11 protein-coding genes and 1 CRISPR repeat array are annotated in these 13,918 nt (G+C 68.8%); of the genes, 6 read left to right on the top strand and 5 right to left on the bottom strand.

All coding sequences use genetic code 11. From position 1 onward, the window contains the following. Nucleotides 1-33: 33 nt before the first annotated feature. Nucleotides 34-924 (bottom strand): DNA-3-methyladenine glycosylase, encoded by an 891-nt coding sequence (locus JL108_RS03730; RefSeq protein WP_205197149.1) that lies wholly within the window; start codon nucleotides 922-924, stop codon nucleotides 34-36. Beyond that, on the bottom strand, nucleotides 921-1,496 hold the full coding sequence (locus JL108_RS03725; protein WP_205197148.1) for a DUF1992 domain-containing protein: 576 nt from the start codon (nucleotides 1,494-1,496) through the stop codon (nucleotides 921-923). The genes JL108_RS03730 and JL108_RS03725 overlap by 4 nt, the downstream gene beginning before the upstream one ends. A gap of 304 nt (nucleotides 1,497-1,800) precedes the next feature. Continuing rightward, a CRISPR array of direct repeats spans nucleotides 1,801-2,012; the repeat unit is 29 nt; unit sequence GTGCTCCCCGCACGAGCGGGGATGATCCC. A 353-nt stretch (nucleotides 2,013-2,365) separates the two neighbouring features. On the opposite strand from JL108_RS03725, the gene JL108_RS03720 reads away from it, so the two are divergent. From JL108_RS03720 to JL108_RS03705, 4 genes are all read left to right on the top strand, one after another. Continuing rightward, nucleotides 2,366-2,977, top strand: coding sequence for a trimeric intracellular cation channel family protein (locus tag JL108_RS03720; protein ID WP_307837178.1), 612 nt, complete (start codon nucleotides 2,366-2,368; stop codon nucleotides 2,975-2,977). A gap of 48 nt (nucleotides 2,978-3,025) precedes the next feature. Further along, entirely contained in the window at nucleotides 3,026-3,541 is a 516-nt protein-coding gene (locus JL108_RS03715; RefSeq protein ID WP_143912308.1) for a DUF664 domain-containing protein, read from the top strand. Nucleotides 3,542-3,552: 11 nt separating this feature from the next. Further along, entirely contained in the window at nucleotides 3,553-4,626 is a 1,074-nt protein-coding gene (locus tag JL108_RS03710; RefSeq protein ID WP_240190607.1) for a GNAT family N-acetyltransferase, read from the top strand. A gap of 89 nt (nucleotides 4,627-4,715) precedes the next feature. Continuing rightward, complete coding sequence (locus tag JL108_RS03705; RefSeq protein ID WP_205197146.1) at nucleotides 4,716-5,546, top strand: methyltransferase domain-containing protein; 831 nt, start codon at nucleotides 4,716-4,718, stop codon at nucleotides 5,544-5,546. 29 nt (nucleotides 5,547-5,575) lie between these two features. Here the strand turns inward: JL108_RS03705 and JL108_RS03700 are convergent, their stop codons facing one another. Then, complete coding sequence (locus JL108_RS03700) at nucleotides 5,576-6,577, bottom strand: acyl-CoA desaturase (RefSeq protein WP_240190606.1); 1,002 nt, start codon at nucleotides 6,575-6,577, stop codon at nucleotides 5,576-5,578. Between the two features lie 462 nt (nucleotides 6,578-7,039). Here JL108_RS03700 and JL108_RS03695 point away from each other — a divergent pair, with 462 nt between their 5' ends. Together JL108_RS03695 and JL108_RS03690 are read left to right on the top strand one after the other, a co-directional pair. Then, a complete protein-coding gene (locus tag JL108_RS03695; RefSeq protein WP_205197144.1) occupies nucleotides 7,040-7,573 on the top strand; it encodes a hypothetical protein in 534 nt (177 codons plus the stop codon). Between the two features lie 125 nt (nucleotides 7,574-7,698). Beyond that, nucleotides 7,699-10,497 carry a LuxR family transcriptional regulator gene (locus tag JL108_RS03690; RefSeq protein WP_205197143.1) on the top strand — a complete coding sequence of 933 codons (2,799 nt, stop codon included), beginning with the start codon at nucleotides 7,699-7,701 and terminating at the stop codon, nucleotides 10,495-10,497. A gap of 32 nt (nucleotides 10,498-10,529) precedes the next feature. Here JL108_RS03690 and JL108_RS03685 read toward each other — a convergent pair whose 3' ends face one another. Together JL108_RS03685 and JL108_RS03680 are read right to left on the bottom strand one after the other, a co-directional pair. Next, entirely contained in the window at nucleotides 10,530-12,458 is a 1,929-nt protein-coding gene (locus tag JL108_RS03685) for a LuxR C-terminal-related transcriptional regulator (protein WP_205197142.1), read from the bottom strand. Further along, entirely contained in the window at nucleotides 12,455-13,627 is a 1,173-nt protein-coding gene (locus tag JL108_RS03680) for an Hsp70 family protein (protein WP_205197141.1), read from the bottom strand. The genes JL108_RS03685 and JL108_RS03680 overlap by 4 nt, the downstream gene beginning before the upstream one ends. Nucleotides 13,628-13,918: the final 291 nt, after the last annotated feature.

Genomic DNA, 13,918 nt, shown 5'->3' with positions numbered 1-13,918 from the left:
GTTCAGGGGGTGCCGCTCGTTGAGGAGCTCACCCTAGTGGGCGCGGTAGTCGACGCGGGCGCGCCGGGGACCTCGACGGGGGACTCTGATGTGGAGCGCGAGGAGACGCAGGGCGCGATATCGGTGGGGCGCGTAGGGGGCGAGCAGGTGGGCGATGGTGGCGTCGTCGTCGACGATGCGTCCGGCGAGGGCCGTCCCGACGAGGCGTCCGAGGTGGTAGTCGCCCCACGGCACGGCATCGCTGTCACCATGGACCCGGACGATCGTCTCGGCGATGGTCCAGCGGCCGACGCCGGGGATGGGGGAGAGGCCTGCCGGCAGGCGTTCGGAGGGCAGCTGCTGAAGTCGTTCTCCGACGCGGACCGCCGCCTGGATGGCGCGGTAGCGTTGTGGCCCCACGCCTGCTCGGTGCCATTCCCAAGCGGGGATGGAGGACCAGCCGGTGGCGTCGGGTGGGGCGAGGAGCCCGGCGGGCGCCGGGCCGGGCGCGGGGGTGCCCGCATGGCGCAGGATGCGGCTCCAGGCGTTGAACGCGTCCACGCCGAGGACTTTCTGCTCGATGATCGCGGGGACGAGGGCGTCGAGGACGCGCAGCGTCCGCGGCAGGCGTAGGCCTGGCGTGCGGCGGTGGAGGTCGGCCAGCAATGCGTCCGAGGGGGTGAAGCTCTCGGGATCGTCGGCGGCACCGAGCAGCTCGGGTAGGCGGTGTGCGGCCCATTCGGCACCGGGACCCCATACGTCGGCTTCGACGAGGGCGGGCGTGAGCTGCCGGAGGCGTAGGGTGGCGGGTCCTTCCGGCGAGCGGACAGCGTTCCAGATCTCGTCGCCTCGTCGCCGGAACGTCGGGTCGTACGGACCACGTCGGAGCGGGCTCAGGGAGCGGTGGAGGTCGTATCGGCCTGGGAGCTCGATATGTAGAGTCATGCGCTCCGGCGCCGGAGCCAGCGCCGGCGTGGTGACCGACTGGTTGGAGTGTCGTCATGGTGCTGCGCAGCGACACGACGGTGTTCGGCGCGTTCTCGCCAGGCGGTGACCTCGGCCTCGACGTCGCGCAGAGGGGTGACGACCGGGGGGCCGCCGAGGAGCTGCCGCCGGGCCTCGATGACGCGGGCGTTGAACGATTCGATCTCCTCCCGGACTCGCCGTTCCGAGGAGATGGCGTCGAGGAGACTGTCCAGGGCTGCGTCGTCCTTGCGCAGTTGCAGTGCTGGGGGAAGGACTCCGCTGACGCGTTCGCGTTCGATGAGCTGTTTGACCCACCAGTCCGGGTCGTTCCTGAGAAGCCGGTCGGGCAGGGGCTTGCCAGCGTATGGGAGGTTGTCGAAGTCGCCGCGAGCCATGGCTGAGCGGATCTGCTGGTCGATCCACAACGGTTGCGCTTCGAGACGGCGTTCGCGGCCCGCTTCGTACTCGCTCTGCTCAGTTTCGGAAGCCGGCGGGTCCTCGTCACCGATGCGGTAGCGCATGGCGCGTTGACGGCTGTCATCACGCGTCATTGAACCACCTCGCCTCCAGGTTACGTCCGCGGTCATGATCAGGGTCGCCATCGGTGGTTGCGTTTCCATTGTCGGGTGCCGGGTCGTCGGAATTCGGGGACGCCGTTGACGGGGTTGATACGGCATTCGAGGTGTCCGGCGTGGATCTGCCGGTGGTGGGGGTACCTCCCTGCACGGAGCGCAGCGGAGTGCTCGGGGGAGTCGGCGTAGACGGGGATGGCGTCTTTCACAAACGAGACGTGGGCGTGGTAGAGAAGTGATGCCGAAACCGCTCATCGACGTGTGTTTGCGCAGGTCAGCAAGCGTGCTCCCCGCACGAGCGGGGATGATCCCCGCGTCGTGGTGGTGCCGCAGGACGACACCCAGTGCTCCCCGCACGAGCGGGGATGATCCCCTGCTGACGCAGTTGAACGCCATGAAGCCGGCGTGCTCCCCGCACGAGCGTGGATGATCCGGACTACGTGGCGGCCGGCTTCTGGCTGCTGTGGTGCTCCCCGCACGAGCGGGGATGATCCCGAGAACCAAACGAACGCGATCTGGGATGCCGCCATGCTCCCGCTCTGCCGGGGATCGGTGAGGCCGCCGGTGAGCTGTTTCCTGCGCCGCGTGGGACGGAGGATGTGACTTCGTGGTGGTCAGGGCAACCGTGGAAGCACATCCTTCGTCCCACGCGCGACGGTTTCCCCACGCATCGCCTCGCGAGTCTCCTGCCCGGGCCGTGAGTGATCGCCGCGGATGGGCGGTGAGCCATCCCGCACTCCGACGACGAAAGTGCGTGACAGCTCACCGCCCACGGGCGAGATGCGGGATAACTCACCGCTGGCGCGGGGGAGCGGAGGGTGGAACCTCGCGCGCCCTACGATGTCGTGGTGACTGCAACCGTCCTCGCGGTGCTGGAGTTCTCGGGCATCTTCGTCTTCGCGATGACCGGCGCTCTCGTCGGGGTCCGTCGGGATTTCGACATCGTCGGTCTCGTCGTCCTGGCCATGATGACCGGTCTCGGCGGAGGGGTCCTCCGCGATGTGCTGCTCGGCGTCAACCCGCCGGTCAACATCGGTAGCTGGGAACGGCTGCTGACCGCGACTCTCGCGGCCGCGCTGATCTTCTGGCAGCACGACCGCGTGCTGCGTCGAGAACGTGTCGTCATGCTGCTCGATGCCGTCGGTCTGGCGACCTTCTGTGTCACCGGCACGATCGCCGCCTTGAGTCACGACATCACGCCCGCGACGGCGGTGCTGCTCGGAGTCCTCACGGCCGTGGGGGGCGGCATCGTCCGCGATGTGCTGTCCGGGCGCACGCCGGTGGTCTTCAGCGGCGAACTCTATGCGATCCCCGCGATCGTCGGTGCCACCCTCACGACGGTGGCCGAGGCGTTCGACGCGGCCGGGATCGTGTACGTGGGGCCGGCACTGGTGTGCCTGGGCCTACGCCTCGTGTCGATGCGCCGCGGATGGTCGGCACCGGGCGCGCGTCGACGGTAGGAAACGCAGCGGATGGCAGGGGAGAGCGGTCGGTCGTAGCGTGGAGACATGGTCACCACAGCAGCTCTCCTTGACGATGCCTTCACCCGGATCGAGTCGGCCGCGGCCGCGGCCCTCGGCAATCTCTCGCGGGACGAGCTCGCGGAACGTCCGGGAGGCAATAACTCGATCGCCTGGCTAGTCTGGCACCTGGCCCGGGTGCAGGACGACCACATCGCCGACGCGTGCGGAGGCGCTCAGGCGTGGGTCGCCGAAGGATGGCACGAGCGGTTCGACCTGCCGGTGCCCGTCGAGGACACCGGCTACGGATACACCAGCGAGCAGGTCGACTCGGTGGTCGCTTCAGCCGACCTGCTCGCCGGTTATCTCCGAGCGGTGACTGAGCGGACACGACGCTATGTCGCGACGTTGCGCGATGAGGACCTCGATCGGATCGTGGACGAGCGCTGGGACCCGCCCGTGTCGCTGGCGGTCAGGTTGGTCAGCGTCATCGCCGATGGCCTACAGCACGCGGGACAGGCCGCCTACGTGCGCGGCATCGTCACCAGCCGAGGCGGTCATTGACCTCGCCGTACATGATTCGCGCCGTCTCCGGGGAGGGAGCGCAGCTGTGCGCCGCTGGAATCTGGGCTCGCGCGACCGCCCGACGCGACGGCGTCGATCCGCAGGACACAGCGAGCAAGGCGGAGGGGATACGGTCCGCGCTCTCGGCGCCCGGCTCCTCGTTGCAGATCGCTGACGACACCGACCATCCGGTCGGCTTCAGCGTCATCGTCCCGCACGAGGATCGGCTCGAACTCCGGTATCTCGCCGTGGAGCCCGCGGAATGGGGGCAGGGCATCGGCACCGCGCTCCTGCACCACCTTGGTGAGGAAGCCGCACGACAGGGCTTTCCAACGCTGGAGCTATGGGTGATCGACACCAACGACCGGGCGATCGCGCTGTATGAGGCCACTGGATGGCAGGACATCGGCGACGTCGCCGTGCGTCATGCGCATGGCCCCGTGGAGCGGCGGCTGATACGGCGCCTTCAGCCGGAGGGGGATCGGACGTCGTGGGTCACGCTGACCCACGACTGGTCGCGCGATGTCGACATCGCCCACCTCGACGAGGCGCGACGGTCGGTGGGGGACATCGGCGTGGAGCAGGTGGTGCATATGATCCTCGAAGTGCTGGCCTACGCCGATGACGAAGCCGAGGCGCAGGGCAGGATCGGCTCCGCCATGGTCCGGATCCACCGGTCGGGCGTCACTGTCAGCGACGACGGACGGGGCACCGACACACGTCGAGATGTCGACGGCACGATGATCCGCAAGCCGGTCATGGCCACGCGCGACGTCCGGTTCTACGCTGCCGCCACGCCACCGACGCTTCCCGATGGCGCGCCCAGGCGCGGCATGTCCACTGTGGCTGCGGTGTGCGAGGAACTCGTGCATGAGAACCGGCGCAGCGACGGCTCTTGGTACCAGAGCTATCGCTATGGGATGCCCGTGGGCGAGCTCGAGCCACTACCGCCGGCCCGTGAGCATGGCACCACGGTCCATCTGCGCGGCCTGCCGCCCACCGCGGTGTCCGCGATCGACATGGGGGCGCTGAAGGACTTCGTTGGTCGATACTGCCGTCTCGCCGTCGACGTCGTGGTGGACTGATCCGCGGGTGGTGGCCGTGGCGTTCGCGATGTCCACGATGCGACCGGGTCCTCGACGGGGCTGGGGTCCATCTGGCATCGTCTCGGAATATGAGCGAGAACGTCTCGGATAGTGAAATTTCCACCCGCTACACGCATGGACACGAGCGTGCCACCTTGGCCTCGCATGGTGCGCGCACGGCGGCGAACTCCGCGGGCTATCTCCTTCCGGTGCTGCGGCAGGGGATGAGCGTCCTCGATGTCGGCTGCGGGCCGGGAACGATCACTCTGGACCTCGCTGAGATCGTCGCACCGGGTGTCGTGGTGGGAATCGAGAACGTGGAGAAGCCGCTCGTTGCGGCCCGCGCGGGTGCTGCCGAGCGAGGGGACACCCGTACCCGCTTCGAGCTGGGTGACGTCATGGCGCGGCCCTTCGAGGACGACAGCTTCGACATCGTGCACGCCCACCAGGTGCTTCAGCACCTGACCGATCCGGTCGGCGCGCTCCGGGAGATGGCGAGGGTGGCCAAGCCCGGCGGCTGGGTGGCTGCCCGCGACGCCGACTACGCGGCCATGGCCTGGTATCCAGAACTCCCGGAGCTGGAGGAGTGGCGGACCATCTACCGTCGAGTGGCCCGGGGCAACGGCGCCGAGCCCGACGCGGCCAGGCGGATGCGCACCTGGGCCCAAGCGGCAGGCCTGACCGATGTCCGCTACACGGCCGGTACATGGAACTACGCCGATTCCGAGACCTGCCGATGGTGGGGGCATAGTCAGGCCGAGCGGTACTCCGCCGAGCTGTTCGCCGAGCAGGCCAGTCGCTACGGTGTCACCGGTGACGATCTCGTCCGGATCGCCGCCGGCTGGCGGGCCTGGGGACAAGAGCCGGACGCCTGGTTCGCGATCGTGAACGGGGAACTGCTCGCGCGCCTTCCCGAGTGAGCCGCCGCGGCGGGGGAGCGCTCTGTCGATCAGCGCATCTCGCGAGCGAGAGGACAGTCGAAGGGTGCGCGGGCACGGAGGCCCACGTCGTTGAGGTATCTGATGACGATGCCGTAGGAGGTGAAGAGCGTCTCTTCGGTATAGGCGATGCCATGGCGGCGGCAATAGTCGCGGACCAGGGGCTGGACGCGCTTGAGAGTCGGTCGGGGCATGCTCGGGAAGAGGTGGTGCTCCGTCTGGTAGTTCAACCCGCCCATCGCCCGGTCGATGAACCAGTTCCCTCGGACATTGCGTGACATCAGGACCTGGCGCCGCAGGAAGTCGATCTTCATGGTGGCCGGCACGATCGGCATGCCCTTGTGGTTCGGCGCGAAGGATCCGCCCAGGCAGAGGCCGAACACCGCCATCTGGACCGCGAAGAAGGCCGCGGCGATCCCGGGCGGGAGCAGCAGCACCAGGAGCGCGACGTACGCCGCGAGGCGAGTCGTGACGATGACGAGCTCGAGTCGTCTCCACGGCAGCTGCTGACGGGGGAGTAGCGCGCGGATGCTCGAGGCATGCAGGTTCAGCCCTTCGAGGGTGAGCAGCGGAACGAAGAACCATCCCTGACGCCGCGCCAGCCACCCGGTGAACCCGGTGCGAGACTCGACGATGTCGCGGGTGAAGGCGATGGCCCCAGGGGCGATGTCGGGATCGTATCCCTCCTTATTGGGCGCGGCATGGTGCTTGTTGTGCTTGCCTCGCCACCACCCGTAGCTCAGCCCGGCGAAGGCCCCGGCCAGGATGCGCGCGGTCCACGCGTTCGCGACGCGGGAGCCGAAGATCTGCTGGTGGGCCGCGTCATGTCCGAGGAAGCCGAACTGGGCAAGGACGATCCCCATCACGGCCGCTGGTATCAGCTGGAACCACGAGTCACCGATGAGCACCACCGCTGCCCAGAGCGCGACGAAGGTCATGACGGCGACGGCGATCTGGCGGTAGTAGTACGCGGGTCGTTTACGCAACAGGCCTCGGTCGCGGACCTCGTGCATGAGCCCGGTGTAGAGATTAGTGAACTCATCCGCCGATCGCACTGCGCCGGAGGATGGTTTACCGCTGGTGTACAACATGGTGGGCCGCCTTCTGCGGGCCCTTTGCCTGACACTCTGAAAGGTTCGACGCGCGCCTCCAGCCTACCCGCTGGAGCCACCTACTGCTGGTCGCGAGGGAGTGGGTGACGCGCGCTAGACTGCAGGTAGGTGGCAACCAGGCCACATCTCCTTCGAACACCATGTCGCGTAGATCGAGTACACGATCCGCGGGTCTAGTACCACGGCCAGCACGTCGATGCGGCCGCGACGAGAACGAATCGCCGTGTGTCCGTTCCGGCTCCCAACACGCTTGGGCACAGCCGCGGTATCCATCGCCGGCGACGTGTCGTCCGGTGTCTACGCGAAGGCCTTTCTCTCCGTGGCTTTCGGCGGCGGAGGAACACGGCAGAAGTGGGGGACACGATGTCCGCATCCGCGTCCGCGGCGATGAGCCCGCTGAGACTCACCGAGGTACTCGTCGGTGGCCTGCCACCTGATGTCGGTGTCCCCGGTGGGCCCGACCGCTATACCGTGCCGATCGTGCTCTCACGCCGGGTCACCGGGGCGGAGAAGAGCCGGATCGAAGGGCGCGCCGTCCGCGAGGAGCTCGATGCCGCCGGCTATCGACACATCCGGCTGGCGGTCGTCGATCGGCGACTCATGGTCACCGAGACCACTCTGCGTGAGCTCGCCGCCGGGCTCGGCTACCACCTCACGCGTGTGATCGACGACGCCGTCCAGCAGATTCACGACGAGGACGATGCGCGCGACCGGCGGGCTCGCGACGCCCAGACTCGGGAGGCGAGCAGGCTTCAGTCGCTCACATCGCAGGCCGCACTCATCGACTTCCAGGCGGCGCCCAGGGTGAACCCTGCCGCGGAGGACGAAGGGGAGCGTTGGGACGATGACGGAGGGACACCGGGTCGTGCCGAGAAGGCTTCTCTGGACACAAGTTGACATAATATATATTATCGGATCAATCTGGAGCGAAGCCCGGACCATGGCAGCGCCTAGGGAAAATGGTTCTCTCGGGCCCCTGAAACAGGCCGAATCAGGCCGATGACTGGGGTTAACCTGAGCCCATGCTTCGGGACTCGCCGTATTCGCCTGCCTTCGAGCGGCGACGGTTCGCCGTCGATGTCGTGCAGAAGGCGGTGGCCCAAGGCGGCCTCACGCTGCTGGTCGAAGGCATGGCCGGCATGGGAAAGACCTTCCTCTTGCGCGAGCTCGGCATCGCCGGCCAGGAATCCAGTTCCTGGCCGGTCTACTTCGCCAATGCCGATGAGATCGAGTGCGGCGAGCCTTACAGCTTCATCGAGCGCTTTGCTGCCAGCGGCCTGTTCGACGACTGGGACTTCGAGCCCGACCGTGAGACGCAGCCGATCCCCGTCGCCCGCGAGTGCCTCCGCCGCTTCCGTGAGAACGCCGCTGACGGAGCCGTGGTGCTCATCGACGATGTTCAATGGATCGACACAGAATCGCAGCGGGTCCTGCGGTACGTCATCCCCCGCATCCATCGGCGCCATGTCCTTCTCGGCTTCGGGGCCCGGACTCCCTACGAGCAGGGGTCCTTCGGACAGGTGCTCGCCGAGCTCATCTCCCACAGCCCGCAGGACCTGGTCCACCAGATCGACCCGCTCACGACCGACGAGATCCGCGCCTTCGCCGCCGACCGCCTGGGCACGGGCGTGTCCGCGCGCACCGGCGAGCGGCTGCTCAAGGCGACCAGCGGCTCGTTCCTGCGCCTGGACGCGATCCTGCGTCAGCTGACACCCGATGAGGTGGCCCACCTCCACCTCATCTGGGATCTGCCGATCCGCGGGGCGACCAGCGACGAGAATCCGCTGCTGCACGGCTTCCGTGAGCTGAGCGCGCCGGCCCGCGCGACGACCGAGATCGTCTGCCTCGCCGGACACGAGATGTCCCGGGCCGACCTCCACGCCGCCGCGGACCTGCTCGGCGAGCGAGTCGAGCTGTCCGAGCCGAGCGCCGCGGGCGTGCTCAGCGAGTCCGGGTTCGGTGCCACGATCGTGCCTCGACATGCTCTGGTCGCACAGGCGATCCGCGACACCATCGCCGCCGACCGGGTCCGCGCGATCTCCCGCGCCCTCGCCACGATCACCTCGGGCTATCGTTCGGTCCGCCACGCCCTGAAAGGCGCGGAGCAGTGGTCAGAAGAGCTCGGCAAACAGGTCAACTACTACGTATCGGAGGCCCTCGATCACGGTGGATTCGGCAACGCCTCGGACATCCTGCGGACCGCGCTCGACCTCGCCGACGACACCGCCACGCGCCAGGAGCTGCTGATCAGCCTCGCCGTGGCGCATATCCGCGGCAAGACCGGCTATCTGATCCTCGACCTCGCCGACGAATACGAACGGCTCCCCCCGTCCACGCTGCGCGACTTCATCCTCATCGTGCTCGCCGCTCACCGGGTCGAGAGCGAGCTCCCCCAGGAGCAGGTGATGGCGTTGCTCGCGCTGGAGAGCTCCGACCCGGACGATCGCACCATCTCGGCCTTCCTGTCGTTCCTCGTGGTCATCATGACGATGCGCACGAACGACCCCTCCATGGTTCCGCTGCTCATCGACCACGCGCGGACCCTCTTCGAGAAGGCGCCCGCCGATGCCGCCGAGCTGGGTGACGCACGTCTGGCCTGGATGGTCGCGCCCCAGGAGTATCTGGTGCTGCTGGACTGCTATCGCACGGTGCACGACCAGCGGATGTTCGAGCTGTCGGCCGTCGCCGAAGCGCTTCCCGAGCTGGAACGACGGATCGAGGAGATGCCCGACGGTCCGCTGAAGGTCGACAGCCTCGTGGCCGTGAGTGGCGCCGAGCTGGCCCTCGGCCGCTTCACGACCGGCGAACGTCTCGCCCGCCGGGGTGTGGAACTCCTCGACCGCGTCAGCGAGCCGTGGGCGGCCGGCACGGCCCGGCTCATCCTCGCCGATTGTCTCGTCCTGCGCGGCGACTACGCCGAGGCGGGCACCCTCATCGATCTCTCCGAGGAGATCGCCTTCGATGCCCTCGATGTCGAGACACGGCCGACCTTCGCGGCCTTGCGCGCCATCATCGCGGCAGTCCGCGGCGGCCGCGATATCGAACGCCATCTCGAGCTGGCCCGGCATCAGCACGAGATCATGTGGGAGGGCTACGCGGCGGACACCGCCGTCATGGCCGAATGCGAGGCGGCCCGTGCTGCGGGCGACCCCGAAGGAGTGCTGCGCGCGAGCCAGGGGCCGACGGTCGACCGGCTGTCCAATACCCACCGCGGCTACCTCACCTACCGTGTCCTGGCCCTCATCGAGCTCGGACGACTCGATCAAGCGGCCGACCTGATCGAAGAGCTGACTGCCTGGCGGGACGTCCATTGGCTGGAGTACTGGGGCAGTCTCGATTGGCTGCGCGCGCGGCTCGCCGAGGCCCGCGGTGACGCGTCGACCGCGCGGCGCCACTATGAGTCCGCCGTTGCGGTCGACGGTCTCCCCCTCCCGCAGGCGTTGACCTTCGCCGATTTCGGCGTCTTCCTGAACGAGCAAGGCGCTCACGAGGAGGCACGTCGGGTGACCGAGCAGGCCATCGAGATCCTCGAACGCCTCGGTGCCGAGGCCTATCTGTCGGCCGTCCGTGCCCGCTTCTCCCCCGCGTCGCCGGCTGCTCAGAGCCCCGCCGCGCGTCTCCTCGCCACCCTCACGGACCGTGAACGACAGATCGTCGAGCAGCTCGCCGAAGGACGCTCGAACAATCAGATCGCCGAGTCGATGGTCGTGTCGGTGGCGACAGTGCGCTCGCACGTCTCCAATGTGCTCCGCAAGCTCCGCCTGTCGTCACGGGGCGAGGTCGCGCGCCTGCTCCGGGAGGCCGGGGCGACGCCGGAGTAGCCCGCGGGCCGGTGCCGCTCCCCTCCCCTGGCTCACCGATCCGTCGCGGTCACGATGTCGTGCAGCATCTCCAGGAGCTCGCCGCGGCTGGTGGCGCCGAGCCGGTTGCGGATCCGCGCCACATGGTGCTCGACCGTCTTCGGCGAGATGAACAACTGCTCGCCGATCGCCCGATAGCCCTGGCCGTCGAGCACCAGCCGACCGACCTCGAGTTCCCGGGCAGTGAGCGTCGAGGACCGCGGCGGCACCGGCTGGGTCTGCTGGTGGCCCTTGCTGACTTCGCGGGCCAGCTGCATCATCGCGAGGGTCCCCTCGCGGTCTGGATGCTGCAGCGCCGCCTGACCCGCGAGCCGCGACGCGTCCCAGACGTGGCCGGTGGCAGCGAGCTCGCGCACGCTGACCTCCACCGCGGCGAGATCGGCCTCCCGACGTAGGACATCCAGCCAGGTGCGACCGGCCCGCGCCAGCGTCGCGGCATAGGAGCTGCGCGAGGCGGCTGTGGCGAGCGCATTGGCGTGGGGCATGAGCGCTGCCGGATCCTCACTCTGGAAGGCCGCCTGCACACCGCACCAGTGCAACGGAGCGGCCCACGACGGCGGGTGTCCGAGTCCCTCGAGTACCGAGAGTGCCTGCTCGACCATCGGAGCCACCCGCTCGGCATCGTGCAACCGCGCCGCCACCACCATCATCTCCCCCAGCGGCAGGAGATCGTACAGGCTCAGGCTGACGCCCAGCGTGCGATCGCGGAACTCGCGCCACGCGGCACGCGTCTCGTGCGCATCACCGCGGCGCCGTGCGAGGCCGGCGCGCAGCCCCCAGTAGAACAACAGGTCCCGGTCCCCCAGCTCCTCGAGCGAACCGAGCGACTCGACGCGTTGATCTGCGGCGTGTAGCCGACCTTGCACCATGAGCGACCAGGCGGAGACCAGCAGATGGCGACGACGCCCCGCCTCACCCCCGAGACCCGCGCGCAGCGCGCGGTCGAGCAGCACCTCCGCCGTGGCGGGCTCTCCGCGGCTGATCGCGAAGAGCGCGCCGATGGCGGCCGGAGTGTCGGGCAACACGAGCTCCGCGCCGAAAGGCCCCAAGGCCGACAGCGAACGTGCCAGTCGGTCGAGGGATACCGAGCCCGGCTCCTCGACGCTGCGCAGGAGCCCGTCGGCGAAGTCGAGCAGGCCGGACGACTGGCTCGTCAGCGCGTCATCGCCCATCGCCGCGCGCCACACGCGGGCGGCCTCCAGATCGCCCCGCCCGAGCGCGGTCATCACCGCCCAGGCGGCGTCCTGGCCGAGCTCGTCCCCACCGACATGCCGGTAAAGTGCCCCAGCGCGCTCGAGTCGAGCGCTCTGCACATGGGCACCGGCCGCCAAGACGGCGGCTCGCTTGCGTGTCGCCGCCGAACCCGCGGTGACCAGAGCCTCGGTGAGACGTAACACGAGCTCCGTCCGGCCCCGGATGGACGCATCGGTGGCACGCAGTAGCTGCACCCCAGCGTCCTCAAGCCCGGTCGATCGGGCCACCGCGGTCAGGATCGCGGTGACCGAAGCGCCATCGGGATGCTCGTTGACGACGCGGACCAGATGCCCGAGCAGCTTCGGGTCCCGGCAGCCGGACTCGGCCAGGGCGATCAATGTCGCCGGACGCGCACTCGCGGCATCCACATCGGCGAGCACCAGCTCGTGGATCTCGCGGACCTCGCCGGGAAGTGCCTCGGCGACCAGCCGCGCCGCCGCGGTCGTGCGGAGGACACCGTCCTGCACATGGAGCGTGCCGTTGGCGATCATCGCGTCGAGGTCGTCGCGGATGGCGCGTTCCGGACGGCCGACCCTGCGCGCGAGCTCGGCGGCGTTCGCGGGACAGCTGAGCGCGACGTGCAGCTGCAGCGTGCGCCGCGCGGTCATCGCGTCGTCGGGCAGGTCGGGCATCGAGGCCTCGAGCTCTTGAAGGGCGCCGGCGCTCATGACGTCAGCTGCCGATGTCCGCGGGCAGGCGCGGTGCCGGAGACCGGTGTGAACTCCTCGACCAGGCGTTCGGGAGCCGCGTCATCGAGCGAACCGGGTGGTAGTGCCAGCGCGACCCGTCCTGGCGGCGCGTCGATCTGCGGGGTCTCCTCCCGACGCCGGCGGCCGTCGACCCGCGTCGTCTTCGAGCGACGCGAGCTGCCGCGAAACCAGGAGCCGACCCCCCTCCCCCGGCCTGCCGGAACCTCCTCGGGGAGAAGTCGTCGCGCACCCCGCGCGACCACCAGCCGCGGCTCCTGCGCGACCAGTACCTCGACGGCCAGCTCGGCCGAGAGATATTGACTGACCATCGGCATGGCGGCGAGTCCTCCCACGAGGAGGAGGGCGTCGACCGGCTGCCCGTACTGGTCGAGGGCGGAGGCCACCATATGCGTCACCGAGGCCATCCAGGGGGCGGCGAGCTCCTCGAGCTCACTGCGCACCAATCGGAGGTGGTGGTCGGCTCCCGGCAACTCCGGATGCAGCGTCTCCACCGTGCTCACCGAGAGGGCTTCACGTAGCTCGCGACAGTGGCGCAACGCCTCGCGGGCAGCGGCGATGGTCGCCGGATCCTCACCGTCGATCATGTCGCCTAGATCGGTGAGACCGTCGACCAGATGGTGCAGGACAGCGACATCGAGCCGGTCCCCGCCTTCGTCGAGGACGAACGCGGGGGCCACCCGCGCGGCGGGCCGTTCCTGGCAATGCTCCACGATCGCGACGCTGCTGGACGCGGCCCGGACGCTGACGACGGCCACCGTCTCTGGCATACGGTGCCCCGTCGCCTGGTGCTCGGCGACAGCCGCCTCGGCCTCATTGACCAGCACCGCCTCGAGCGACTGCGCCAGTAGAGCCGAGCGGACCTGGTCGATCACGCGTGGACTCCACCAGGCCGGGGTGGCCACTGCGACGGTCGATCCGCGATGACGCGGCGGGATCGACCGGGCGACGATCGTCGCGTAGATCTCTCGGGCGGGCCGCAACGAGCATCCGTTCTCATCGACACGGACATCGGGGAGGTCCCCGGCGACGCGGGCGAGAAGATCCGCGGGGGTGTCGGGGACTCTGTGGAGGAACGTGCTGCCGTCGCTGTGGGTGACATCCGTGGCACCTACGTCGATTCCGATCATGTCGACACTTCCCGAGTCGCTAGGGGTGATCTGGTCGTCGGATACCCCCGTGATCCGAGCATGAATCGGCCCTCCCGAGGGCCGTCCGAGTGCGAGTCTAATCCAGCGATCGGGTCCTCCATAGGGGTTCACCACCCAGTTGTCGAGGCCCGATCCCCTCATCCATCCCCTAATCCACCTCCGCTGAACAGGTGACGGCGCGCAGGGCCCGCGGTCGAAAAGAGGGGGGTCGTCCCCGTTGGGCGGGATCGACGCGTCGACATAGCGTCACAGTGGCTCGGTCGATTTCGC

Origin of the sequence: Aeromicrobium sp. YIM 150415, from assembly GCF_016918125.1 — a bacterium.
GTDB classification, from domain to species: Bacteria; Actinomycetota; Actinomycetes; order Propionibacteriales; family Nocardioidaceae; genus Aeromicrobium; species Aeromicrobium piscarium.
The sequence above is the reverse complement of the archived record's forward strand: the minus strand, read 5'-3'. Positions and strand labels throughout refer to the sequence as shown.

What these genes read in the sequence shown, in the direction of transcription:
- JL108_RS03730 (WP_205197149.1), bottom strand. Translation starts at nt 924, where the DNA reads ATGACTCTACATATCGAGCTCCCAGGCCGATACGACCTCCACCGCTCC.
- JL108_RS03725 (WP_205197148.1), bottom strand. Translation starts at nt 1,496, where the DNA reads ATGACGCGTGATGACAGCCGTCAACGCGCCATGCGCTACCGCATCGGT.
- JL108_RS03715 (WP_143912308.1), top strand. Translation starts at nt 3,026, where the DNA reads ATGGTCACCACAGCAGCTCTCCTTGACGATGCCTTCACCCGGATCGAG.
- JL108_RS03710 (WP_240190607.1), top strand. Translation starts at nt 3,553, where the DNA reads ATGATTCGCGCCGTCTCCGGGGAGGGAGCGCAGCTGTGCGCCGCTGGA.
- JL108_RS03705 (WP_205197146.1), top strand. Translation starts at nt 4,716, where the DNA reads ATGAGCGAGAACGTCTCGGATAGTGAAATTTCCACCCGCTACACGCAT.
- JL108_RS03700 (WP_240190606.1), bottom strand. Translation starts at nt 6,577, where the DNA reads ATGCACGAGGTCCGCGACCGAGGCCTGTTGCGTAAACGACCCGCGTAC.
- JL108_RS03695 (WP_205197144.1), top strand. Translation starts at nt 7,040, where the DNA reads ATGTCCGCATCCGCGTCCGCGGCGATGAGCCCGCTGAGACTCACCGAG.
- JL108_RS03690 (WP_205197143.1), top strand. Translation starts at nt 7,699, where the DNA reads ATGCTTCGGGACTCGCCGTATTCGCCTGCCTTCGAGCGGCGACGGTTC.
- JL108_RS03685 (WP_205197142.1), bottom strand. Translation starts at nt 12,458, where the DNA reads ATGAGCGCCGGCGCCCTTCAAGAGCTCGAGGCCTCGATGCCCGACCTG.
- JL108_RS03680 (WP_205197141.1), bottom strand. Translation starts at nt 13,627, where the DNA reads ATGATCGGAATCGACGTAGGTGCCACGGATGTCACCCACAGCGACGGC.